A 21,803-nucleotide genomic window follows, 5' to 3' on the forward strand; every position below is an offset into this window, starting at 1 on the left:
GCACCCGCCCCTGTCGCGGCCCCCCCGCGCGCGGTCGGCATCGGCGAAATCCAGTGTCCGCCGCCGCAGCCGAAGTATCCTTCCCAGTCGCGCCGCATGGGCGAGACCGGCAAGACCGTGGTGCGGCTGACCACCGACGAATCCGGCAGGGTCGTCAAGGCCGCGGTGGTATCGTCGAGCGGTTCGTCGCGCCTGGACCAGGCCGCGGTGGAAGCCGTACAGGCGATGCGCTGCCAGCCCTACATGGACAATGGCCGTGCCGTTGCCGTCACGGCACAGCAGCCGATCACCTTCGAACTGAACTGATTCACTGAACTGATCGCGCGATTCGATTTCTGATCTCTGATCCGACCCAACCCAAGCGAATAACTCACCAGGAACCAACAAATGCAGGACCTCGGACTTACCCACCTCTGGGCGCAAGGCGACTTCGTCATGCGTGCGACCGCCATCATTCTGCTGGTCATGTCGCTCGCCTCTTGGATCGTGATCCTTACCAAGGCGTGGGATCTGGTCCGCCTGAAGAAAATGGCGCAAGGCGCCGAGAAGCGCTTCTGGCACTCCGACGACTTCGACCACGCGCTCGAAACCCTTGGCGCCAGTGACGCCAACCCCTTCCGCACGCTGGCCATCGCCGGCAAGGAAGCCGCCCAGCACCACCGTGCCAGCCAGCCGCAGCTGCACGACGTGATGGATATCTCCGACTGGCTGACCCGCTCGCTGAAGAGCTCGATCGACGATTCGGTGGCGCACATGCAGTCGGGCCTGGCGGTGCTGGCCTCGGTGGGCTCGACCGCGCCGTTCGTCGGCCTGTTCGGCACCGTGTGGGGCATCTACCATGCCCTGATCGGCATCGGCGCCTCGGGCGTGCCGACCATCGACAAGGTTGCCGGCCCGGTGGGCGAGGCGCTGATCATGACCGCCTTCGGCCTGGCCGTGGCGATTCCCGCGGTGCTGGGCTATAACGCACTGACGCGCGGCAACAAGTCGGTGATCTCGAAGCTCAACCGCTTTGCCCACGACCTGCACGCCTACTTCGTCACCGGCGCGCGCGTGCGCCCCACCGGCGCCCGCACCGAGGACGGCACCGTGCGCCTGGCCGCGGCGCAGCGCTAAACCGCAAGCAAGGAAGTCATCATGGCATTCGGCACTCTCGAAGGGGACGACGACGAGGTGATGAGCGAAATCAACATGACGCCGCTGGTCGACGTCATGCTGGTGCTGCTGATCATCTTCATCATCACCATCCCCGTGATCAACCACGCGGTGAAGATCGACCTGCCGCGCGCCACCAACTCGCCGAACGACCCGAAGCCGCAGAACATCAACGTCTCGATCGACGCTGCCGGCAAGGTCTTCTGGAACCAGGTGGAAGTGGACCAGGCCACGCTGGAGAACAACATCTCGCTGGCCGCCAGGCAGCAGCCGCAGCCCGAGCTGCACCTGCGCGCAGACCGCGCGGTGCGCTACGAGCGCGTGGCCGAAGTGATGGCCGCCGCGCAGCACGGCGGACTGGGCAAGATCGGCTTTATCACCGAGCCCAAGCAGTAAGAAGGCGCGGCCGGGCGTCCATGGAAAAAGGGCATCCCCAGGGATGCCCTTTTTCCGTTTACGCCTGTCGCGAGCCCAACGCACAAGGGGATCGTCATTCGCTGAATCTTTGATCTAGACTATTGTAATGATAACAATTCTCATTTAACATCGATTCATCGATTGCGCCGAAGCGGGCGCGCCCTTATTGCAGAACGGAGCCAGATGATGAGCACACTTTCCCTGCCGCTGTCGCAACCGCGTGAAGTCACCCGCCGCCGGCTGTCGCTGCGCCGCGTCGAGGTGGCCGCGCAGCCGCGCCGCGAGGCACAAGCCGCAGTGAAATCCGCGCCGTCGACCATCGCCTCGATGAAATCCGCGGTGGCCGCCCTGCCCGCCCGCCTGGAGGCGCTGGTGCGCGACAGCCTGTCGTCCGCGCCCGTGGGCGAACCGGTGGCGCTGGAAGCCATCATGCGGGGCGCCAATACCCTGCCGATCCTGCATAACGGCGAGGTCTACACGTTGCGCGTGACGCGCTACGGCAAGCTGATTCTGACGAAATGACGCTGGCCCGGCGGCAACGCCGCTGCGCCGATTCCAGACGGAACGGTTTGGGAGAAATTTGAACCCGTGCCCGGCACGGGTGCCACGAACGTGGCAATACGGACTTTTGTGGGGACCACCTCGGAACGAGGTGTTGGGCAGTAGCCAGGTGCGTGCCGCCAGCGGGATCCAGACCCCTCGCCGGCCGGCAGTACCCAGCCATGCCCCCTTTTTATTGCACCCCGCAGGCCTTGCCTGCGGGGTTTTTCATTGGCCGGCGTGGCGTGTCCAGCCCAAGGCCTTCACAGGCCTTGGGAGGCGCCTTAGAGGCCCAGCGCGGCGATGCCGGCGCGCGCGACCTGCGCGTCTTCGGTCGACTTCACGCCAGATACACCCACGGCACCCACCACCTGCTCATTGCAGACGATGGGCACGCCGCCCTCCAGCATGCCGTGCAGCACCGGCGCGGTCATGAACGAGTAGCGGCCGTTGTTGATCATGTCTTCGTAGATCTTCGATTCACGACGGCCCAGCGCCGACGTACGGGCCTTTTCGCCGGCGATATAGGCCGAAATCGGCGCGGCGCCGTCCAGTCGCTGCATCGCCAGCATGTGGCCGCCGTCGTCCACCACCACGATCGACACGGCCCAGTGATGGTTCTTTGCCTCGGTTTCCGCTGCGGCCATGATCTTCTTCACGTCGTCTGCCGTCAGAACCGTTTTTTGCTGCATGCCACTCTCCTGGTCATTCATTTGTTGAATGCGCAAGTATAGCCTCGCACCCCCGCCATCGCCATGACTGGCGCCTGGCGCAAGGCTTGTGGCCTATTCGCACAAAGCGGAATGGCCCGCGCAGGGCGGGCCATTCCGGTCAGACAGCAGGTGGGTGCCAGTAGCGAATATCAGGCGCCGTCGCTGAACGAGTCGCGCGACCCCATGCGTGCGCCGTCAGTGTACGGGTCGGTCTTGCCGACGCGCGCGCCATCGGTGTACGTATCGAACTTGCCCGCCTTGGCACCGTCGGTGTACGGATCGACTGAGCCGATCTTGGCGCCGTCCAGGTACGGATCGACCTTGCCGGCTGCGGATGCGGAAGTGGAAAGGGCGCCCAGCGCGGCCAATGCGGCGGCGGCGGCAACGACTTGTCTGATCTTCATGAGAATTCCCCTAGGTTGTTCTTGGATGGTCCGGGCACCGACAGACACGCAAAGACGTCATATCGGTGTCATGGGAGTAGTTTAGGGGAAACCCTTATAAAGATGAGGTGACGCTTTGAGCAGTCTATTCAAATATTTTGACTATGCTTATGGAAGGGGCGAAATAGCGGGAACCGCCTTCTGCGGCGCATGTCGCCATGCGGCATCCAAACAGACATGGGCCCCGCAGGGCCCATGTCTGTCAAAATGCTTGCGCGCTCCAGATGCGCCGCTCAATCGCGCCAATGGCCATGGCGATGACCATGTCCATGGCCATGCCCACGGTGATGGTGTCCCGGTGGACCATAGTAGCCTCGGTGGCCGTGATAATAATGGCGCGGCGGGCCATAGTAGCCAGGGCCGTAATAGACCGGCCGCGGACGCACCACCACGGGCGGCGGGCCGTAATACACCGGCGCCGGCGCCACCACCACCGGAGGCGGGCCATAGTACACAGGAGCCGGCGGATAATAGGCAGGGCCGCCGACCACGACGCCCGGAACGCCGACCGCTACGCCGACGCTCACATGGGCCATTGCCGCCCCGGACGCCAGCCCGGCTGCGACACCGAATGCTGCGAGCCACCAACGTTTCATATCCGCCTCTCATTGTGAGAATTCTCTTAAGCGGTATTGTAGAGGGCCGGAATTTTCCAGGTGCAACGGTGAACACGACATTGTTACCAGCCGTAACAGTCCGTCACTTTTGCGTGGTGCAGCCCGCATTGTCCCGCTGCTCGGCGCCCCGACCCACGGCGCACTTGCATCCGCAATGCGCAGCCACCACAATACCGGGCTTGCCGTGCGGCCGTGGAGAAATTGGTAGACTCAGCAGACTTAAAATCTGCCGCCTTTCCAGGCTTACGGGTTCGAGTCCCGTCGGCCGCACCAGGGCACACCGCTCCCCTGCCCCATGCAAAAGAGGGCGCAAGCGCCCCCGTCTTTCAAACATCCGCCACCTCGCTCACGCCATCGCGTAGCACAGCAGCGCTCCTACCCCCATCAGGAACACGAACAGCACCCCGGCCAGCGCCAGCGGCTTGCGCCCGGCCCGGACCAGATCGCCGATGCGGGTGTGCAGGCCGATCGCCAGCATTGCGCAGGCCAGCAACCAGTTGTCCAGTGCGATCAGCGGGGCCTTCCAGGCGGCGGGCACCGCGCCGGCGGAGTTGACCGCCATCACGGCGACAAATCCCACCGCGAACCACGGCACCGACTTCAGGATGCCGCGCAGCCGGCTGTTGCCACCTGCGGCCTGCGCCCCATCCTCCGCGCCACCTTGCGGCCACAGCGCCATCACCAGCAGCAGCGGCCCCAGCGCCAGCACGCGCACCATCTTGGCGACCATGGCAGCATCGGCGGCCGGCTCGCTGATCATCTTGCCGGCGGCGATCACCTGCGCCACCTCGTGCAGCGTCGCGCCGGTGAAGATGCCGAACATGCGCTCGCTAACGGCCCAGTGCCCGGTTACCAGCTCGAACAGGTAGGGGTAGAGCAGCATGCCCACCGTGCCAAACAGCACCACCGTCGCCACCGCCACGGCGGTCTGCTTGTCATCGGTGCGCACCACCGACGACACGGCGATGGCCGCAGCCGCACCGCAGATGGCGCTGCCGGAGCTGACCAGGATTGCCTCGCGGCGGCTCAGCCCGAAGAACCTCGACCCGACCCAGGTACCGAACAGCAGCGTTGCGACCAGCATCGTCAGCGGCACCACGATGCCGGGCAGGCCGAGTGCGACGATCGACGCGAATGTCAGCCGCAGCCCGTACAGCGCCACGCCAAGCCGCAACAGATGATGACGCGCGAGCTGCATGCCAGGCGCCAGGGGCGCCAGCCAGTGGCGGGGCAGCGTATTGGCCGCGACCATGCCGGCGCACATGGCCAGCGTCAGCGCGCTGAGGCCGTAGCGGGACACCGCCGGATGCTCGGCCAGCGCAATCGCCAGCCAGGCGATGCCGCCCAGTGGCACCAGCGTCAGCAGCCGCTGCGACCACGGCGCAGATGCGGCCGCGGCCGTGGTCTTGCCGGCGGCCTTGGCGGTGGCCTGGGTGCTGGGAGGGGCGGAGACGGAGGACATGGCAGGCTCGGTTATGTTCTTGAGTGCCTCCAGCGTACTGTCGCGCCCTTAACCCGTAAAACGGGTAATATCGTTATGCATTATTGATTCTATCGATATGGACCACCGCCCAGAACCCCGGCCTGACCACCGCCCGCTGCGCCTGACGCTGCGCCAGCTCTCCGTCTTCGTCGCCGTGGCCCAGCACGGCAGCACCATGGCGGCGGCGCAGTCACTGGCGATGTCGCAGTCGGCGGTCAGCGCCTCGCTCGCGGAGCTGGAGCGCGCACTGGACAGCCCGCTGTTCGACCGCATCGCGCGGCGCCTGAGCATCAATGAGACTGGCCGCCAGTTCTTTCCCCGCGCGCTGTCGCTGCTGGACCAGGCGCAGGAGCTGGAACGCTTTGCCACCCAGAGCGGGGTGCAGCTGCGCATCGCCGCCAGCAACACCATCGGCAGCTATATCCTGCCGCCGCTGCTGGCGGGCTTCCGGCATTCGCGCAGCGGCCCGTGCACGCTGGACCTGCGCATCGGCAATACGCGCGAGGTGCTGCAGTCGCTGCTTCAGTTCGAGGCCGACATCGGGCTGGTGGAGGGCGCCAGCCATGAGCGCGACCTGCGCAGCATGCACTGGTGCGACGACGAGATGGTGGTGATCGTCGGGCCATCGCATCCGCTTGCGGCCGCGCCCAACGACCTGGTGGCGCTGCGCGATGCCGAATGGATCGTGCGCGAGCCCGGCTCGGGCACGCGCGAAGTCATCGAGGAAAGGCTGGTGCCGCTGCTGGGCGAGCTTCGCTTTGCGCTGGAGTTGGGCAACGCCGAGGCGATCAAGCGCGCCGTGATGAGCGGCTTCGGTGTCAGTTGCCTGTCGCTGCATGTGGTGCAGGACGAGCTGGCGCGCGGCACGCTGGTGGCGATCCGCGAGGGCCTCCCGCGCATCATGCGGCCGCTGCAACTGGTCGTGCACCAGGACAAGTTCCCGACCCAGGGCCTGCTGGCCTTTACCGAGTACCTGCGCACCATGGCGCCGCGCATCGGCGCGTGAACGACGGAAGCCCGTGCCGCCTGATTTATGCCGGCTGCGCGTCGCCAGCGCGGTTGCGCCGCGCCGTGTACAGGTCGAGCAGGTGGAACAGCACCGGATTGAGCATGATCGACAGCAGCGCACCGGCCAGGATCAGTGCCTGCCCGCGTTCCGGCAGGATCTTCAGGTAGACGCCGAGGCTGGCGAGGATGAACGAAAATTCGCCGATCTGCGCCAGGCTGACGGCAATGGTCATGCCGGTCTGCCCTGAATGACCGAATGCCCGCACGATGCCCAGCGCCGCCAGCGACTTGCCTACCACGATGATAAACAGCGTCGACAGCACGCCCCACGGGTCGTTGACCAGCACCATCGGGTCGAACAGCATGCCCACCGAAACAAAGAACAGCACGGCAAAGGCATCGCGCAGCGGCAGCGACTCTTCGGCGGCGCGATGGCTGAATTCAGACTCGGCCAGCACCATGCCGGCAAAGAAGGCACCCAGCGCAAACGACACGCCGAACAGCGCATACGCGCCATAGGCTACGCCCAGCGCTGTCGCCAGCACGCCCAGGCGGAACATCTCGCGGTTGCCGGTCCAGACGATGCGCTCCAGCATCCACGGGATAAAGCGGCGGCCGATCACCAGCATCACCGCGACGAAGGCGGCGACCTTGCCGAGCGTGGCGAAGATCGCCAACACCACATCGGCGGTAGCGGGCGTGCCCGCCCCCTGTCCACCCGTAGCGCCGGGGCCCGCCAGCAGGCCCGCCAACGCCGGCAACAGCACCAGCGCCAGCACCATCGCCAGGTCCTCAACGATCAGCCAGCCCACAGCGATGCGCCCCTGCGGCGATTCCACCAGGTCGCGCTCCTGCAACGCCTTGAGCAGCACGACAGTGCTGGCCACCGACAGCGCCAGCCCGTACACCAGCCCCTGCCCCCACGACCAGCCGAAGCCCCACGCCACCAGCATGCCGAGCATGGTGGCGATGCCGATCTGCACCACCGCGCCCGGGATGGCGATGCGCTTCACCGCCATCAGGTCTTTGATCGAGAAATGCAGCCCCACGCCGAACATCAGCAGGATCACGCCAAGCTCGGCCAGCTCCGGCGCCAGCGCCTGGTCGGCGGTATAGCCCGGCGTATGCGGCCCCACCACGATGCCCGCGCACAGGTAGCCGATCAGAGGCGGCAGACGCAGCCGGCTGGCGATGGCGCCAAGGATAAAGGCCAGGACGATACCGCCGACGATGGTGCTGATAAGCGGGGTGGCGTGGTGCATGCGTGCGGGATTCCTCGTGTCAGGGCTGAACGGCGATGGCTCGATGGTTTGATGGCTGGATGGCGCAACTTCCACCACCACCCCGCTTCGGGCTCGCGGCAAGCCACAATCAGCACCCGGCGCGCGGCCATGCGCAGCGCGGGAGGATCGACGGCATCGTCGGCAGCATCGGAGCGGGGAAGAACGGGAGGTGCCGCAGCGGCCCCGGACACGCCACGGGGCGCATCGCGGAATCGGGAATGGCGTCTGACAGGCTGCGCCGCTGGCCATCGCGCGGCGTACCCGAAAAGCGTACGGCAGGAGTAATGTAACATGCGCGCCACGCGAGCCATGCGCAGAAATGGCGGGCGGTTCGCTCGCAGGCGTCGGGAAGCGTGGCCGCAGCGGGCCGGAAAACAAAAACGGCGCCTTAAAGTGCTAAGGCGCCGTTCTGCATGGTACTGGAGGCGGAGGTCGGAATCGAACCGGCGTACACGGCTTTGCAGGCCGCTGCATAACCACTCTGCCACCCCGCCAGGTGACGTGATGCTGGATTGTAGCCGCATTCAGCCGATGCTGCCGGAGCGCACCTTGCGGCGATTCAACCCAAACAAAAAGGGAAGCGCTGCTTCCCTCTGGGGATTGGAGCGGGAGACGAGTCTCGAACTCGCGACCTCAACCTTGGCAAGGTTGCGCTCTACCAACTGAGCTACTCCCGCATACAACTTTTTACTGCCAGCCCGGCTACTAGCGGATTTGCCAAAACCCGTGCCGTCGGACCTTCGATAACCTGGAGCGGGAGACGAGTCTCGAACTCGCGACCTCAACCTTGGCAAGGTTGCGCTCTACCAACTGAGCTACTCCCGCAGGGCACTGCATCCAACTCAGATAAAGGTGTTTAATTTCGCAATTCGCCGGTAACACACAACATCTTGCGCTAAACCACCCTTATCTCGCTGCTTTCGTTTGTGTCGTCAGCAACGAGAATGAGATTATGCAAAGAACTCTTCTCGTCGTCAACACCTTTTTGAATTTTTCTTCTCACTTCGGCGCACCGGCACCAGCCACCACGCTGCTGCGCTCGCGGATCTGCGGCCACGCGAGCTTCATGTAATAGATCATCGACCACAGCGTCAGCACCGCCGCCACATAGATCATCCACGTGCCCAGGACATAGGCATCGAAGCCGAACAGCCGGCCGCTGAACAGCAGCAGCGGGATCGCGATCATCTGCACGGTGGTCTTGAGCTTGCCGAGAAAGTTCACCGCGACGCTCTTTGAGGCGCCGATCTGCGCCATCCACTCGCGCAGCGCCGAGATGGTGATCTCGCGGCCGATGATCACCAGCGCGATCAGGTCGGTGACCCGGTCCAGCGCCAGCAACGACAGCAGCGCCGCCGTCACCATCAGCTTGTCGGCGACCGGATCGAGGAAGGCGCCGAACGACGAGGTCTGGTTCCAGCGCCGCGCGAGGAAGCCATCGAGCCAGTCGGTCACCGCGGCGATGATAAAGAACGACGCCGCCGTCAGGTTCTTGGTGTGCATCGGCAGCCATGCATCGGGCAGGTAGAAGACCCCTACCACCAGTGGAATCATGGCAACGCGAAGCCAGGTCAGCAGGATCGGGATATTGAAAGGCATGGAACTCGGCGGCGGGGGGAACGGTGACCAATCCCGCGATTGTCGCCGATTTCAGGACCAATCGACCATCATTGGCCATATTCCCGCCCCGCCGCCGGACCCGCTCAGTGCAGTTGCCTGTAGATCTCTTCTGCCAGGCCGCGTGAAATGCCCTCCACGCTGGCCAGCTCGTCGATGCTGGCGGCCATCACACCGCGCAGGCCGCCAAAGCGGGTCAGCAGCTTCTGGCGCCGGCGCGCGCCGATGCCCTCGATCTCTTCCAGCCGCGAGGTGGTGCGGGTCTTGGCGCGGCGCGCGCGCATGCCGGTGATGGCAAAGCGGTGCGCCTCGTCGCGGATCTGCGCGACCAGCATCAGCGCGGCGCTGCCCTGCCCCAGTTCCAGCGACGGCCGGCCATCGGCAAACACCAGGGTCTCCAGCCCGACCTTGCGGCCCTCGCCCTTGGCCACGCCGACCAGCAGGCCGATATCCAGGCCGAGCTCCTCGAACACCTGGCGCGCCACCTCGACCTGGCCCTTGCCACCGTCGATCAGCACGATCTGCGGCACCAGCGCCGCGGCCTCGCCGCCTGCCTCGAAGCCGCCGTCCTCCTGGATCTGCTCGACCAGCTTCTGGTAGCGCCGCGTCAGCACCTGGCGCATGGCCGCGTAGTCGTCGCCGGGGATGATGTCGTGGATGTTGTAGCGCCGGTATTCACTGTTCTGCATGTCGTGGTGGTGGTAAACCACGCACGACGCCTGGGTGGCCTCGCCGGCGGTATGGCTGATGTCGAAGCACTCCACCCGCAGCAGCGCCAGGTCTTCCAGGTCCAGGCCGATGGTCTCGGCCAGCGCGCGCGTGCGCGCCTCCTGGCTGCCCTGCTCGGCAAGCCGGCGCGCCAGCGCCAGCGACGCGCCTTGCTGCGCCATCTCCAGCCAGACCTTGCGCTGGCCCTGCGGCTGGCGTACCAGCGCCACCTTGCGGCCGGCGTGCAGGGTCAGCGCCTCGAGCACCGCGCGGTCGTCCGGCACATGGCTGACCACGATGATCGGCGGCGCGGGCTGCTCCAGGTAGTGCTGCACCATAAAGGCCGACAGCACGCGCGCGGCGATGCGGTCGACTGTCAGCGGCTGCGCGGCCTCGGCTTGTTCCTCGCCGATGGCTTCGCGCTCGTCCGCATCCTCGACGATCATCGCCGCCTCGTCCGCGTGCGCGGGGAAGTACGCCTTGTCGCCGAGGTGGCGGCCTCCGCGCACCATGGCCAGGTTGACGCAGGCGCGCCCGCCCTCCACGGCGACCGCCAGCACGTCGATATCGCGCGCCTGCCCGCCCACTTCTTCCACCGCCTGGCGCTTGAGCACGGTCGACAGCGCCGCGATCTGGTCGCGCACCGCCGCGGCCTGCTCGAACTCGAGCCGCTCGGCGTGCCGCTCCATCTTGCCCTGCAGGCCTTCCAGCACTTCGTTCTGGCGGCCCAGCAGGAAGCTCGCCGCGTTGGCGACGTCGCGCGCGTAGTCCTCTTCGCTGATGGCGTTGACGCAGGGGCCGGTGCAGCGGTGGATCTGGTGCAGCAGGCACGGCCGCGTGCGGTTGTTGAAGACGGTGTCCTCGCAGGTGCGGAGCTGGAACACCTTCTGCAGGATCTGCATGCTCTCGCGCACCGCATAGGCGCTGGGGAACGGCCCGAAGTACTGGTGCTTGCGGTCGGTGGCGCCCCGGTAGTACGCCATGCGCGGAAAGCGGTGGCCGGTCAGCTTCAGGAACGGGTACGACTTGTCGTCGCGGAACAGGATGTTGTAGCGCGGCGCCAGCGCCTTGATCAGGTTGTTCTCGAGCAGCAGCGCTTCGGCCTCGGTGCGCACCACCGTGGTCTCGATGCGGGCGATGCGCGCCACCATCATGACGATGCGCGGCGACAGCTGGGTCTTGTTGAAGTAGCTGGAGACGCGCTTCTTCAGGTCGCGCGCCTTGCCGACATACAGCACATTGCCGGCCGCGTCGAAATAGCGGTACACGCCCGGCAGGCCGGGCAGGCGGGAAATCACCGGGCGCGGGTCGAACGGCTCTGGCTGCGCTTCGGCCGCGGCTTCGGCTGCGGGCTCGGCTGCCCCTTCGGCAGCCAACTCACGGGTTGCCTCGGCTGGCTGGGCTTCCGGTGCCTCGGCCGGAACTTCGTCGGCGGGATTGGGGGAATCGGGTTGCTGGTCGGACATTGGGGACGGTGACCGCTACACGGCCTGCGCGCACCAAAGCGGCGCGGCCTCTAAAATCGCAAGTTTAGAGCAATTCAGCGGGCGTCCCGCCCGCGCTCCCCTTACTCTGACATGCCTCTGCGCTCCTGGGACATCTTCTGCACCGTGATCGACAATTTCGGCGACATCGGCGTCTGCTGGCGGCTGGCACGCCAGTTCGCGCAGGAGCACGGCCATGCGGTGCGGTTGTGGGTCGACGACCTCGCCAGCTTCGCGCGGCTGGCGCCACGGCTCGATACCGGGGCCGCCGTGCAGCGCATTGCCGGCGTGGAAATCCGCCCATGGCAGCCCGGCGCGGACCGCGCTGCGGGCGTGGACGACACCAGCGCGGTCGAGCCGCACGATGCCGTGATCGAAGCATTCGCCTGCCATGTGCCGCCCGCGTTCCTGGCCCGCATGGCGGCGCGCGACCCCAAACCCGCGTGGATCAACCTGGAATACCTGAGCGCCGAGCCCTGGGTGCGCGAGCACCACGCGCTGCCCTCGCCCCACCCGCGGCTGCCGCTGCTCAAGCACTTCTTCTTCCCCGGCTTCGAGCCCGGCACCGGCGGCCTGCTGCGCGAGTCGATGCTGGGCGCGCAGCGCAATGCCTTCCTCGCCGGACCGGCGGCGCAGGCCGCGCTGTGGCATCGGCTCCATGTGACGCCGCGGGCTGATGCCCTGCGCGTAAGCCTGTTCGCCTATCGCAATCCGGCCCTGCCGGCCCTGCTGCAACAATGGCGCGATGGCGCCGAGGCGATCCACTGCCTGGTGCCCGCCGGCCTTGCCTCCGAGCAAGTGGCCGAATGGCTCGGCGTGCCGCTGCAACTGGGCGTACCGGTCGAGCAAGGCAGCCTGTGCGTGCAACGGATCCCGTTCGTGCGCCAGGAGCACTATGACGAACTGCTCTGGGCGTGCGACCTGAACTTCGTGCGCGGTGAGGACTCCTTCGTGCGCGCGCAGTGGGCGGCGCGCCCGCTCGTCTGGCATATCTACCCGCAGGACGACACCGCGCACCGGATCAAGCTCGATGCCTGGCTCGACCTGTTCCGCCAGAGCGGCGTGGCGCCAGAGGCGGCCGCCGCGCTGACCGGTTTCTGGCACGCCTGGAACGGGTTCGGCACGCCCCTCGACTGGTCGCGCCTGCGGGCGCAGCTGCCGGCACTTGCCGCCATCGCGCCGCGCTGGGAGCGGCGCTTGCAGCATCCCGGTGATCTTGCCGCCAACCTGGTGGCGTTTTGCGAAAATCAGGTAAAATAATCGGTTGATTCAAATGGCGACCGGGCCGGAGAACCAGGTCCTCTCCCACGCGTCAAACGCGTGAGGCGAAGACCTGAATGCAAGCTGAGCACGGGGTCGCGAGCGCGTGAACGCCTCTCGCTGAGGCTCACAGGCTCACCGCAGGTGATGCCGGCAGCGCGCCTTCGCCATTCCAAATTCCTACTTTCTATTTCAGGAAATCAGTTCAGATGAAAATCGCACAGGAACTCCGCGTCGGTAACGTATTCATGATCGGCGGCGATCCGATGGTCGTGCAGAAGGCCGAGTACAACAAGTCGGGCCGCAACGCAGCCGTGGTCAAGATGAAGTACAAGAACTTGCTGACCGACGCCCCGGGCGAGTCGGTGTTCAAGGCCGACGACAAGTTCGAGGTCGTGGTGCTGGAGCGTCGCGAATGCACCTACTCGTACTTCGCTGACCCGATGTACGTGTTCATGGACGCTGACTACAACCAGTACGAAGTCGAGAAGGACAGCATGGGCGACTCGCTGAACTACCTCGAAGACGGCATGAACGTCGAAGTGGTGTTCTACAACGACAAGGCTATCTCGGTCGAAATGCCGACCACGCTGGTCCGCGAAATCGTCTACACCGAGCCGGCCGTCAAGGGCGACACCTCGTCGGGCAAGGTGCTCAAAGGCGCCAAGATCAACACCGGCTTCGAGCTGCAAGTGCCGCTGTTCTGCAATATCGGGGACAAGATCGAAATCGACACCCGCACCGGCGAATACCGCAGCCGCGCCAACTAAGGCGCTGGCATCGCCCCGCTTTATCGGCGGGGCCCGGTATGAAAAAAGGCAGCCTCGGCTGCCTTTTTTCTTTGCCGCCCGACGCTCCGCTCAAGCGATCAGCGCATGCTCCTTCAGCGTACGCAGCGCGGCGCGGTACTCCCCTTCCTGCCGCAGCTTGTTCCAGTCCATCGGCTTCTTGCGCGGGAACAGCTTGCGGATGCGGCGCTGCGAGGCCTTTTCGATGCCGACATCCAGCTCGGTCAGCAACTGGTCGGCGCGGTCCGGATGGTTGCAGATCAGCACCATGTCGCAACCCGCGGTCAGCGCCGCGCGCGCGGCCTCGGTCACGTTGCCGGCAACGCTGGCGCCTTCCATGCTGAGGTCGTCACTGAAGATCACGCCCTCGAAGCCGAGCTGGGCGCGCAGCACGTCCTGCAGCCAGTAGCGCGAGAAGCCGGCCGGGTTCGGGTCGACCTTGGGATAGATCACGTGCGCCGGCATCACCGACGACAGCGACAGGCCGAGCCACTCATACGGCCGCGCATCCTGTTCGATGATCTCGTCGAGCGAGCGCTCGTCGACCGGGATCGCCACGTGCGAATCGGCCTCGACATAGCCGTGGCCGGGGAAGTGCTTGCCGCAGTTGCTCATGCCGGCCAGCAGCAGGCCGTGGTTCAGGTGGCCGGCCAGCATGGTCACCACGCGCGGATCGGCGTGGAAGGCGCGGTCGCCGATCACGTCGCTGCGGCCATGGTCCAGGTCCAGCACCGGGGTGAAGCTGAAGTCGATATCGCAGGCGCGCAACTCGGCGGCCAGCACATAGCCGCACGCCACCGCCGCCCGGGTCGCGGCCAGCACGTCACGCTCCCACAGTTCGCCCAGCCGGTGCATCGCCGGCAGATGGGTGAAGCCGTCGGTCTTGCAGCGCTGCACGCGCCCGCCTTCATGGTCGATGCAGATCAGCACGTCGTCGCGCACCTCGCGGATCGCGCGCGTCAGCGCCTGCAGTTGCGCGCGCGACTCGAAATTGCGGGCGAACAGGATCACGCCGCCGGTGAGCGGATGCGCGATGCGGCGCGCATCTTCCGCGTCGAGTTGCTTGCCGACGACGTCGAGGACCACCGGGCCCGGCCGCTTGCCGGAGTTCTTCTTGGGCATGGAAGTTGTTGGATTCACAGAGCTGTAGGTTGGGAAGGCGCGGCGCCGGTGCGCTCGGCGATGGCGAAGGCGACCGCATAGTCATGTTCGTCACTGACACTGACCCGCACGGTGATGCCGCGTTCCGCCAGCCATGCGGCGAGGTCGCCGTGACAGACCGGCGTCGGCTCGCCCGACGGCAGGTTCATCAGTTCCATCGCACGCCACGTCATCGGCCAGTGCATGCCCAGCCCGATCGCCTTGGAGAAGGCCTCCTTGGCGGCGAAGCGCGTGGCCAGGAAGGCCAGCCCGCGTTTCTCCGAGCGCGCCTTGCGCGCGTGGTACCTGGCCAGCTCGTTGGGGCCGAGCACCTTCTCGGCAAAGCGGCCGCTGGTGCGTTCCATCACGCCCTGCACGCGGGCGATCTGGATGATGTCGGTGCCGACGCCGTAGATCACGCCGGCTCGCCCGCGGCGGGATAGCGCGTACCCAGGCGCGCGGCGACCATGATCGCCTTCATCTCGCGCACCGCGTTCTGCCAGCCGGCGAACACCGCATGGGCCACGATCGCATGGCCGATATTGAGTTCCTTGATGCCGGGCAGCGCGGCGATTGGCTGCACGTTGGTGTAGTGCAGGCCGTGGCCCGCGTTGACCACCAGGCCGTGCTTCAGGCCGGCATCGACGCCGTCGGCAATGCGGCGGAATTCCACTTCCTGCTGATCGGGCGTATGCGCATCGGCGTAGGCACCGGTATGCAGTTCGATCACCGGCGCACCACACGCGGCCGCGGCGGCGATCTGGTCGGGGTCGGCATCGATAAACAGCGACACACGGATGCCGGCGCCGGCCAGCTGTACGCAGGCTGCCTTGACTTGCTCGAAACGGCCGGCCACATCGAGGCCGCCCTCGGTGGTCACCTCCTCGCGGCGCTCCGGCACCAGGCATACGTCCTGCGGCCGGATCTCGCAGGCGATGTCGAGCATCTCCTGCGTGATCGCGCATTCCAGGTTCATGCGTGTGGCCAGTTGCGGGCGCAGCGCGCGCACGTCGGCGTCGCGGATATGGCGGCGGTCTTCGCGCAGGTGCAGCGTGATCAGGTCGGCGCCGGCCTCTTCAGCCTGCAAGGCGGCACGGATGGGATCGGGGTACACGGTGCCGCGCGCGTTGCGCAGCGTGGCCACGTGGTCGATATTGACGCCAAGGTCGATGACGCCTGGATTTGCGTGGAAGATCATGCGAGCAGGAGATTCGGAGTTATTTGTATCGGTCAGAGATACTGCAGGTCGATCAGTATCTGGCGCGTCTTCAGCGGCGCGCCTTGCAGATAATAATGCAGCAGGAAACGCATCAGCGCCCGGCTCTGCGCCGCGGTCTGCGCGCGGCTGTAATCGTCCTGCGCCATGTCGAGCAGCGTCTGCCCCGACACCACCGGCCACGACGACGGATCGCTCGGCTGCGCGCGGCGCACGCCGCGCTCGGGCTGGTAGACGTAGTCCAGGCCCGGCTGAACCCGCTCGCCGGTGCTCAGGCACTGGTCGAAGGCGACCGCGAAGCCGGTTTCCTGCAGCAGCAGGCGCTCGAAGCTGCGCAGCACCAGCCCGGCCGGTTCGCCATGCGCAAGCCGCGTCAGTGTCGTCAGGTAATGGCGGAACAGCGTCGGATGCGCATCTTCCCGCGGACAGAAGCGCATCAGCAATTCATTCAGGTAGAACGCCGACAACAGCGCGTCGCCGTCCAGCGGCGGCATGCCGCCCACCCATTCGGCCTTGGTCAGCGTCTTGACCTCGCCGCGGCCGCTCCACGACACCGAGACCGGATGGAAATGCTGCAGCACCGCGCGCAGCGCCGAATGCGGGCGCTTGGCGCCCTTGGCCACCATCGACATGCGACCGTAGTCGCGCGTGAAGACGTCGAGGATCAGGCTGGTTTCGCGGTACGGCCAGGCGTGCAGCACGAAGCCGGGCTGTTCGGCCACGCGCGACTCGGGACGCGCCGGCACGATGCGCATGGCGCGGTCCATCATCGCGCGCGCGGCCGCATCGGCCATGCCGGGCAGCGCCTTGCTGTCGAGCAGTTCGGCCGCTTCGTCGACCACGGGGTCGGCGCGGCGCACGCGAGGCGCCGGCGCGCGGGCGATGTCAGCCGTCTTGCTCACAGGGTGCTCACTCGTAGCCGTAAGCGCGCAGCCCTGCTTCGTTGTCGGCCCAGCCGCTCTTCACCTTGATCCACATCTCGAGGTAGACCTTGCCGTCGAACAGCTTCTCCATGTCCAGGCGCGCCTCGGTGGAGATCTGCTTGAGCTTGCTGCCCTTGTTGCCGATGATCATGGCCTTGTGCGCATCGCGCTCGACCAGGATGGTGGCAAAGACGCGGCGCAGGCGCCCTTCCGTCTCGAACTTGTCGATCACCACGGTGCTGGTGTACGGCAGCTCGTCGCCGGTCCAGCGGAACACCTTCTCGCGGATGATCTCGGAGGCCAGGAAGCGCTCGCTGCGGTCGGTCATCGCATCGGCGTCGTACATCGGCTCGCCTTCCGGCAGGTACGGCCGGATGATGTCGAACAGCCGCGCGATATGGTCGCGCGTCTTGGCCGTCATCGGCACCACTTCGCGGAACGGGAACAATTGCCCCATCTTTTCCAGGAAGGGCATCATCACTTCCGAGCGGTTGTCGCCGGTGACGCGGTCGAGCTTGTTGGCGATCAGCAGCACCGGCGTGTTCTTCGGCAGCAGCGACAGCACCTTCTCGTCGTCGGTGCCGTAATAGCCGGCCTCGACCACGAACAGGATCAGGTCCACCGACGACAGCGTCGACGTGACCGCACGGTTCAGCGAGCGATTCAGCGCGCTGGCGTGGCGGGTCTGGAAACCCGGCGTATCGACGAACACATACTGCGCGTCATCCGTGGTCTGGATGCCGACGATGCGGTGCCGCGTGGTCTGCGCCTTGCGCGAGGTGATGCTGATCTTCTGGCCGACCAGCGCGTTCATCAGCGTGGACTTGCCCACGTTGGGGCGGCCGACGATGGCCACGGTGCCGCAGCGGAACGCCGCGGCCGGGGTATCCGCCGCGTCTTGCTGCGGATGGGTAGATTCGGTCATTCCTTCAACCTGAGAGACAGCTGTGGGTCCTGCGGCACGGGTTGCTTGCGGGTCTTGCCGGTGCGCTCGGCGCGGCTGCGCTTGAGCAGCTGCGGCACCAGCTTCTGGACTTCGTCCAGCGCCAGCTTGGCGGCGGCCTGTTCGGCGGCGCGTCGCGACGCACCGGTGCCGAACACCCGGACTTCCAGTTTAGGCACCGTGCACTCGACTTCAAACTGCTGGCTGTGCGCGGCCCCGTGTGTGGCGATTACGTTATATTGCGGCAGGGCAATCTTGTGGCCCTGCAGGTATTCCTGCAGCAGGGTCTTGGCATCCTTGCCCAGTGTGCGCGGATCGACTTGCTCCAGGATGGGGATATAGAGCTTGCGGATCAGCGCACGCGCGGCGTCGAAGCCGGCGTCGAGGAACACCGCGCCAACGATGGCTTCGAGGGCGTCGGCCAGGATCGACGGACGGCGGAAACCGCCGCTTTTCAGCTCGCCCTCGCCCAGGCGCAGTGTGTCCGACAACTGCAGCATCTGGGCGATTTCGTACAGGGCCTGCTGCTTGACCAGGTTGGCCCGCACGCGCGACAGGTCGCCCTCGTCGAGCTTGCCGAACATGCCATAGAGCATGTCGGCCACGGCGCAGTTGAGCACCGAATCGCCCAGGAATTCAAGGCGTTCGTTGTGCTGGGCGCTGTGGCTGCGGTGCGTCAGCGCCTGTTGCAGCAATTCGGGCTTGCTGAATCGGTAGCCGAGTCGTTGCTGCAAGGCGTCGAGGTTCATATCAATGCTGCGTTCCCGAATAGGTAATCAGAAGACTCAGGGGTCCGTAGACGGGCACTTCGGTCCGGTACGAAAAATCGACCGACTGGATAGCGCCGTTCTCGTCTTCACGGATCAGCAGGTCTTCACCTTTTACTGCGGCAATCCGGTCGATGATTGCCTGTTTATCAAAATATTCGACCACTTCGCGCTTGTTGACCGCGCGCTGCTTTGCATAGGTGGCCGCGCGCTTGACCGAAAAATATTCCACCATGCTCGGGATCGCACGCACGGCCGGCACGGCCACGCCGATCACGAACACCACGATCACCAGCAGGTTCCAGACGGAAAAAAAACCGCCCATCCCCGCCCGGCGCCGTGCCGGAAACCTTTCCCCCACCTTCCCAAATCGAACCATGATGCGCTTGCCCTCGTTTGTGTTGAGTGTTCTTGCGCCGCGGAGATTCTTATTTGAACGATCCCACGCGTCCGAAATTGCCCAGGTTCATCCAGATCACGAACGCCTTGCCGACGATATTCTCGTCCGGCACGAAGCCCCAGTAGCGGGAATCCAGGCTGTTGTCCCGGTTGTCGCCCATGACGAAATAGTGACCCGCAGGTACCTTGCAAGTCACACCCAGCTGATTGTAAGTGCAGTTTTCCCGGAACGGAAAATCCGGGTCGGCGCCGGCGATAAAGGCGGGCCGGTCGGCGTCGTTCAGGATGCCATGGTCGACGCTGCCCGGCAGCTTCTCGCGGAAATGCTTGGAATAGGCCAGCCGCTCTTCGTCCAGGAAGTCCGGCAGTGAAGTGTACTGGGCCGGCTTGCCATTGATGGTCAGGTGCTTGTTGGAATATTGCACCACGTCGCCCGGCACGCCGACTACGCGCTTGATGTAATCCAGCGACTGGTCTTTCGGGTAGCGAAACACCATCACGTCGCCGCGCTGGGGCTCGCCCATCTCCATGATCTTCTTGTTCACCACGGGCAGGCGGATGCCGTACTCGTACTTGTTGACCAGGATGAAGTCGCCGATCAGCAGCGTCGGGATCATCGAGCCGGACGGGATCTTGAAAGGCTCGACCACGAACGAGCGCAGCACGAACACCGCCAGGATCACCGGGAAGAAACTGGCCGAATACTCCAGCCACCAGGGCTGGCGCAGTTTTTCCTCGGCCAGGCGCTTGCGCGTGGCATCGGCGTCGGCCGCGCCGAAGCGGCCCTGCAGGTTGGCCTGGCGCGAATCGAATTCAGCCAGCGCCAGCCGCGCCGAAGAGCGGCGCTGCCGCTCGAACACGAGCTTGTCCGCAACCCACGCGACGCCCGTAATCACCACCAGCACAAAAAGGATCAGTGCAAAATTCATGACGGCTTCTGGTTCTTGGAAATCCTGGTACAGCCTTTGTTATTGGCGGCCGGGCACAACCGCGGACACGCGCACTTACTTGTCGTCCACCTGCAGGATGGCCAGGAAGGCCTCTTGCGGAATCTCGACCGTACCCACCTGCTTCATGCGCTTCTTGCCCGCCTTCTGCTTTTCCAGCAGCTTCTTCTTGCGGGAAATATCGCCGCCGTAGCACTTCGCCAGCACGTTCTTGCGCAGCGCCTTGACGTTTTCGCGGGCAATGATATTCGAGCCGATCGCGGCCTGGATCGCCACGTCGTACATCTGGCGCGGAATGATCTCGCGCATTTTCGCCGCCACCTCGCGCCCGCGGTATTGCGAGTTCGAACGGTGCACGATCACCGACAGCGCATCCACCTTGTCGCTGTTGATCAGGATATCGACCTTGACCACGTCGGACGGGCGATATTCCTTGAACTCGTAATCCATCGACGCATAGCCGCGCGACACCGACTTCAGGCGGTCGAAGAAATCCAGCACGATTTCGGCCATCGGGATTTCATAGGTCAGCTGCACCTGCTTGCCGTGGTAGCTCATGTTGATCTGCGTGCCGCGCTTCTGCGTGCACAGCGTGATCACCGAGCCGACATACTCCTGCGGCATATACAGGTTGACCGTGACGATCGGTTCCAGGATTGCCTCGATCTTGCTGGGATCGGGCATCTTGGCCGGGTTTTCCACCGTGACCATGGTGCCGTCGCGCATCTCGACCTGATAGACCACCGTCGGCGCGGTGGTGATCAGGTCCATGTCGAATTCGCGCTCCAGCCGCTCCTGCACGATTTCCATGTGCAGCAGCCCCAGGAAGCCGCAGCGGAAGCCGAAGCCCAGCGCCTGCGACACTTCCGGCTCGAACATCAGCGAGGCGTCATTGAGGCGCAGCTTTTCCAGCGACTCGCGCAGCGCCTCGTACTGGTTGGCTTCCACCGGGTACAGCCCGGCGAACACCTGCGGCTTGACTTCCTTGAAGCCCGGCAGCGGGGCTTCGGCCTTGCGTTGCACGGTGGTAATGGTGTCGCCCACCTTGGCCGCCTTCAGCTCCTTGATGCCGGCGATGATGAAACCGACCTCGCCCGCCGTCAGCGCTTCGCGCGGGATCGACTTCGGCGTGAACACGCCCACCTGCTCCACCAGGTGCTGCGAGCCGTTGGCCATCAGCAGCACCTTGTCCTTCGGGCGCAGCGTACCGTTGACCACGCGCACCAGCATCACCACACCGACGTAGTTGTCGAACCACGAATCGATGATCAGCGCCTGCAGCGGTGCGTCGGCGTCGCCCTTGGGCGGCGGCACCTTGGTGATCAGCGCCTCGATCACGTCCTGCACGCCCTGGCCGGTCTTGGCCGAGCACGGCGTCGCGTCCTGCGCATCGATGCCGATGACGTCCTCGATTTCCTGGATCGCGTTGTCCGGATCGGCCTGCGGCAGGTCGATCTTGTTCAGCACCGGCACCACTTCCACGCCCAGTTCGATCGCGGTGTAGCAGTTGGCCACGGTCTGCGCCTCGACGCCCTGCGAGGCGTCGACCACCAGCAGCGCGCCTTCGCAGGCCGACAGCGAGCGGCTCACTTCATAGCTGAAGTCGACGTGTCCCGGCGTGTCGATCAGGTTCAGGTTGTAGACCTGCCCGTCGCGCGCCTTGTAGCTGAGCGCGGCGGTCTGCGCCTTGATGGTGATGCCGCGCTCCTTTTCGATATCCATCGAATCGAGGACCTGCGCTTCCATCTCCCGATCCGACAGCCCTCCACAAAGCTGAATGATCCGGTCGGCCAGGGTGGACTTCCCATGGTCGATGTGGGCAATGATCGAGAAATTACGGATATGGTCCATCTAGTCTTCAGGGGAGCGCCGGCAAGAGGGCCCAGGCAGCTTCAAGCGGTTGTGAACGGCCCGGCGCCGCGCGCCGCAAGGCGTGCGCGGGCGTGCCGCAA

The 21,803-nt window shown here is 65.4% G+C and carries 23 protein-coding genes and 4 tRNA genes; 8 read left to right on the forward strand and 19 right to left on the reverse strand.

From position 1 onward, the window contains the following. The 4 genes from AB1I47_RS25585 to AB1I47_RS25600 form a co-directional block, all read left to right on the forward strand. A partial coding sequence (locus AB1I47_RS25585) for an energy transducer TonB (RefSeq protein WP_354686510.1) occupies positions 1 to 306 on the forward strand: 306 nt, incomplete at its 5' end. A gap of 81 nt (positions 307 to 387) precedes the next feature. After that, positions 388 to 1,116, forward strand: a complete 729-nt coding sequence (locus AB1I47_RS25590) for a MotA/TolQ/ExbB proton channel family protein (RefSeq protein ID WP_354686511.1) — start codon at positions 388 to 390, stop codon at positions 1,114 to 1,116. A 21-nt stretch (positions 1,117 to 1,137) separates the two neighbouring features. Then, positions 1,138 to 1,551, forward strand: a complete 414-nt coding sequence (locus AB1I47_RS25595; RefSeq protein WP_354686512.1) for an ExbD/TolR family protein — start codon at positions 1,138 to 1,140, stop codon at positions 1,549 to 1,551. Positions 1,552 to 1,758: 207 nt separating this feature from the next. Next, positions 1,759 to 2,094, forward strand: a complete 336-nt coding sequence (locus AB1I47_RS25600; RefSeq protein ID WP_354686513.1) for a hemin uptake protein HemP — start codon at positions 1,759 to 1,761, stop codon at positions 2,092 to 2,094. Positions 2,095 to 2,396: 302 nt separating this feature from the next. Here AB1I47_RS25600 and AB1I47_RS25605 read toward each other — a convergent pair whose 3' ends face one another. The 3 genes from AB1I47_RS25605 to AB1I47_RS33880 all read right to left on the reverse strand — a co-directional run bounded on the left by AB1I47_RS25605 (position 2,397) and on the right by AB1I47_RS33880 (position 3,617). Further along, positions 2,397 to 2,804 (reverse strand): heme-binding protein, encoded by a 408-nt coding sequence (locus AB1I47_RS25605; protein WP_354686514.1) that lies wholly within the window; start codon positions 2,802 to 2,804, stop codon positions 2,397 to 2,399. Positions 2,805 to 2,974: 170 nt separating this feature from the next. Continuing rightward, the gene (locus AB1I47_RS25610) at positions 2,975 to 3,229 is read right to left on the reverse strand and encodes a hypothetical protein (RefSeq protein ID WP_354686515.1); all 255 of its coding nucleotides are present in this window, start codon (positions 3,227 to 3,229) and stop codon (positions 2,975 to 2,977) included. 241 nt (positions 3,230 to 3,470) lie between these two features. After that, entirely contained in the window at positions 3,471 to 3,617 is a 147-nt protein-coding gene (locus AB1I47_RS33880; RefSeq protein WP_407935912.1) for a hypothetical protein, read from the reverse strand. Positions 3,618 to 4,071: 454 nt separating this feature from the next. Here AB1I47_RS33880 and AB1I47_RS25620 point away from each other — a divergent pair. Next, positions 4,072 to 4,158 (forward strand) — tRNA-Leu (locus AB1I47_RS25620). A 73-nt stretch (positions 4,159 to 4,231) separates the two neighbouring features. On the opposite strand, the gene AB1I47_RS25625 is transcribed toward AB1I47_RS25620, so the two are convergent. After that, positions 4,232 to 5,347, reverse strand: a complete 1,116-nt coding sequence (locus tag AB1I47_RS25625; RefSeq protein WP_354686517.1) for a YeiH family protein — start codon at positions 5,345 to 5,347, stop codon at positions 4,232 to 4,234. 97 nt (positions 5,348 to 5,444) lie between these two features. Between AB1I47_RS25625 and AB1I47_RS25630 the strand changes: the two genes are divergently transcribed. Beyond that, positions 5,445 to 6,374 carry a LysR family transcriptional regulator gene (locus AB1I47_RS25630; protein ID WP_354686518.1) on the forward strand — a complete coding sequence of 310 codons (930 nt, stop codon included), beginning with the start codon at positions 5,445 to 5,447 and terminating at the stop codon, positions 6,372 to 6,374. Positions 6,375 to 6,399: 25 nt separating this feature from the next. Here the strand turns inward: AB1I47_RS25630 and AB1I47_RS25635 are convergent, their stop codons facing one another. The 6 genes from AB1I47_RS25635 to uvrC all read right to left on the reverse strand — a co-directional run bounded on the left by AB1I47_RS25635 (position 6,400) and on the right by uvrC (position 11,450). Beyond that, a complete protein-coding gene (locus tag AB1I47_RS25635) occupies positions 6,400 to 7,638 on the reverse strand; it encodes a cation:proton antiporter domain-containing protein (protein WP_354686519.1) in 1,239 nt (412 codons plus the stop codon). Positions 7,639 to 8,079: 441 nt separating this feature from the next. Further along, positions 8,080 to 8,153 (reverse strand) — tRNA-Cys (locus tag AB1I47_RS25640). A 107-nt stretch (positions 8,154 to 8,260) separates the two neighbouring features. Then, positions 8,261 to 8,336: transfer RNA gene (locus AB1I47_RS25645), tRNA-Gly, on the reverse strand. Between the two features lie 72 nt (positions 8,337 to 8,408). Continuing rightward, positions 8,409 to 8,484 (reverse strand) — tRNA-Gly (locus tag AB1I47_RS25650). 174 nt (positions 8,485 to 8,658) lie between these two features. Then, complete coding sequence (gene pgsA, locus AB1I47_RS25655) at positions 8,659 to 9,258, reverse strand: CDP-diacylglycerol--glycerol-3-phosphate 3-phosphatidyltransferase (RefSeq protein ID WP_354686520.1); 600 nt, start codon at positions 9,256 to 9,258, stop codon at positions 8,659 to 8,661. Between the two features lie 104 nt (positions 9,259 to 9,362). Then, complete coding sequence (gene uvrC / locus AB1I47_RS25660) at positions 9,363 to 11,450, reverse strand: excinuclease ABC subunit UvrC (RefSeq protein WP_354686521.1); 2,088 nt, start codon at positions 11,448 to 11,450, stop codon at positions 9,363 to 9,365. A 111-nt stretch (positions 11,451 to 11,561) separates the two neighbouring features. Here uvrC and earP point away from each other — a divergent pair, with 111 nt between their 5' ends. Then, positions 11,562 to 12,728 (forward strand): elongation factor P maturation arginine rhamnosyltransferase EarP, encoded by a 1,167-nt coding sequence (earP, locus tag AB1I47_RS25665; RefSeq protein ID WP_354686522.1) that lies wholly within the window; start codon positions 11,562 to 11,564, stop codon positions 12,726 to 12,728. Between the two features lie 209 nt (positions 12,729 to 12,937). Next, entirely contained in the window at positions 12,938 to 13,498 is a 561-nt protein-coding gene (gene efp, locus AB1I47_RS25670) for an elongation factor P (protein ID WP_010814696.1), read from the forward strand. Positions 13,499 to 13,588: 90 nt separating this feature from the next. Here efp and nagZ read toward each other — a convergent pair whose 3' ends face one another. From nagZ to lepA, 9 genes are all read right to left on the reverse strand, one after another. After that, positions 13,589 to 14,638, reverse strand: a complete 1,050-nt coding sequence (nagZ, locus tag AB1I47_RS25675) for a beta-N-acetylhexosaminidase (RefSeq protein WP_354686523.1) — start codon at positions 14,636 to 14,638, stop codon at positions 13,589 to 13,591. 14 nt (positions 14,639 to 14,652) lie between these two features. Continuing rightward, a complete protein-coding gene (gene acpS, locus AB1I47_RS25680) occupies positions 14,653 to 15,075 on the reverse strand; it encodes a holo-ACP synthase (RefSeq protein ID WP_354686524.1) in 423 nt (140 codons plus the stop codon). Further along, positions 15,072 to 15,854, reverse strand: coding sequence for a pyridoxine 5'-phosphate synthase (gene pdxJ, locus AB1I47_RS25685; protein WP_354686525.1), 783 nt, complete (start codon positions 15,852 to 15,854; stop codon positions 15,072 to 15,074). The genes acpS and pdxJ overlap by 4 nt, the downstream gene beginning before the upstream one ends. Positions 15,855 to 15,886: 32 nt before the next feature. Then, positions 15,887 to 16,774: a DNA repair protein RecO gene (gene recO, locus AB1I47_RS25690; protein ID WP_354686526.1), complete on the reverse strand. Its 888-nt coding sequence runs from the start codon at positions 16,772 to 16,774 to the stop codon at positions 15,887 to 15,889. Positions 16,775 to 16,781: 7 nt separating this feature from the next. Beyond that, a complete protein-coding gene (gene era / locus AB1I47_RS25695; RefSeq protein ID WP_354686527.1) occupies positions 16,782 to 17,720 on the reverse strand; it encodes a GTPase Era in 939 nt (312 codons plus the stop codon). After that, a complete protein-coding gene (gene rnc / locus AB1I47_RS25700; RefSeq protein WP_010814690.1) occupies positions 17,717 to 18,487 on the reverse strand; it encodes a ribonuclease III in 771 nt (256 codons plus the stop codon). Before rnc ends, era begins: the two co-directional genes overlap by 4 nt. A 1-nt stretch (position 18,488) precedes the next feature. Next, positions 18,489 to 18,884, reverse strand: a complete 396-nt coding sequence (locus AB1I47_RS25705) for a DUF4845 domain-containing protein (protein ID WP_354686528.1) — start codon at positions 18,882 to 18,884, stop codon at positions 18,489 to 18,491. Positions 18,885 to 18,933: 49 nt separating this feature from the next. Continuing rightward, positions 18,934 to 19,833 carry a signal peptidase I gene (gene lepB, locus AB1I47_RS25710; RefSeq protein WP_354686529.1) on the reverse strand — a complete coding sequence of 300 codons (900 nt, stop codon included), beginning with the start codon at positions 19,831 to 19,833 and terminating at the stop codon, positions 18,934 to 18,936. 75 nt (positions 19,834 to 19,908) lie between these two features. After that, positions 19,909 to 21,702 (reverse strand): translation elongation factor 4, encoded by a 1,794-nt coding sequence (gene lepA, locus AB1I47_RS25715; RefSeq protein ID WP_354686530.1) that lies wholly within the window; start codon positions 21,700 to 21,702, stop codon positions 19,909 to 19,911. Positions 21,703 to 21,803 lie beyond the last annotated feature (101 nt).

The organism is Cupriavidus necator (assembly GCF_040578825.1).
In the GTDB taxonomy this organism is placed as follows: domain Bacteria; phylum Pseudomonadota; class Gammaproteobacteria; order Burkholderiales; family Burkholderiaceae; genus Cupriavidus; species Cupriavidus necator_E.

What these genes read in the sequence shown, in the direction of transcription:
- pdxJ (WP_354686525.1), bottom strand. Translation starts at nt 15,854, where the DNA reads ATGATCTTCCACGCAAATCCAGGCGTCATCGACCTTGGCGTCAATATC.
- lepB (WP_354686529.1), bottom strand. Translation starts at nt 19,833, where the DNA reads ATGAATTTTGCACTGATCCTTTTTGTGCTGGTGGTGATTACGGGCGTC.
- efp (WP_010814696.1), top strand. Translation starts at nt 12,938, where the DNA reads ATGAAAATCGCACAGGAACTCCGCGTCGGTAACGTATTCATGATCGGC.
- AB1I47_RS25605 (WP_354686514.1), bottom strand. Translation starts at nt 2,804, where the DNA reads ATGCAGCAAAAAACGGTTCTGACGGCAGACGACGTGAAGAAGATCATG.
- AB1I47_RS25705 (WP_354686528.1), bottom strand. Translation starts at nt 18,884, where the DNA reads ATGGTTCGATTTGGGAAGGTGGGGGAAAGGTTTCCGGCACGGCGCCGG.
- rnc (WP_010814690.1), bottom strand. Translation starts at nt 18,487, where the DNA reads ATGAACCTCGACGCCTTGCAGCAACGACTCGGCTACCGATTCAGCAAG.
- AB1I47_RS25600 (WP_354686513.1), top strand. Translation starts at nt 1,759, where the DNA reads ATGAGCACACTTTCCCTGCCGCTGTCGCAACCGCGTGAAGTCACCCGC.
- AB1I47_RS25625 (WP_354686517.1), bottom strand. Translation starts at nt 5,347, where the DNA reads ATGTCCTCCGTCTCCGCCCCTCCCAGCACCCAGGCCACCGCCAAGGCC.
- AB1I47_RS25635 (WP_354686519.1), bottom strand. Translation starts at nt 7,638, where the DNA reads ATGCACCACGCCACCCCGCTTATCAGCACCATCGTCGGCGGTATCGTC.
- pgsA (WP_354686520.1), bottom strand. Translation starts at nt 9,258, where the DNA reads ATGCCTTTCAATATCCCGATCCTGCTGACCTGGCTTCGCGTTGCCATG.
- AB1I47_RS25590 (WP_354686511.1), top strand. Translation starts at nt 388, where the DNA reads ATGCAGGACCTCGGACTTACCCACCTCTGGGCGCAAGGCGACTTCGTC.
- nagZ (WP_354686523.1), bottom strand. Translation starts at nt 14,638, where the DNA reads ATGCCCAAGAAGAACTCCGGCAAGCGGCCGGGCCCGGTGGTCCTCGAC.
- AB1I47_RS33880 (WP_407935912.1), bottom strand. Translation starts at nt 3,617, where the DNA reads ATGGCCCGCCGCGCCATTATTATCACGGCCACCGAGGCTACTATGGTC.
- lepA (WP_354686530.1), bottom strand. Translation starts at nt 21,702, where the DNA reads ATGGACCATATCCGTAATTTCTCGATCATTGCCCACATCGACCATGGG.
- AB1I47_RS25595 (WP_354686512.1), top strand. Translation starts at nt 1,138, where the DNA reads ATGGCATTCGGCACTCTCGAAGGGGACGACGACGAGGTGATGAGCGAA.
- earP (WP_354686522.1), top strand. Translation starts at nt 11,562, where the DNA reads ATGCCTCTGCGCTCCTGGGACATCTTCTGCACCGTGATCGACAATTTC.
- AB1I47_RS25610 (WP_354686515.1), bottom strand. Translation starts at nt 3,229, where the DNA reads ATGAAGATCAGACAAGTCGTTGCCGCCGCCGCCGCATTGGCCGCGCTG.
- AB1I47_RS25630 (WP_354686518.1), top strand. Translation starts at nt 5,445, where the DNA reads ATGGACCACCGCCCAGAACCCCGGCCTGACCACCGCCCGCTGCGCCTG.
- uvrC (WP_354686521.1), bottom strand. Translation starts at nt 11,450, where the DNA reads ATGTCCGACCAGCAACCCGATTCCCCCAATCCCGCCGACGAAGTTCCG.
- era (WP_354686527.1), bottom strand. Translation starts at nt 17,720, where the DNA reads ATGACCGAATCTACCCATCCGCAGCAAGACGCGGCGGATACCCCGGCC.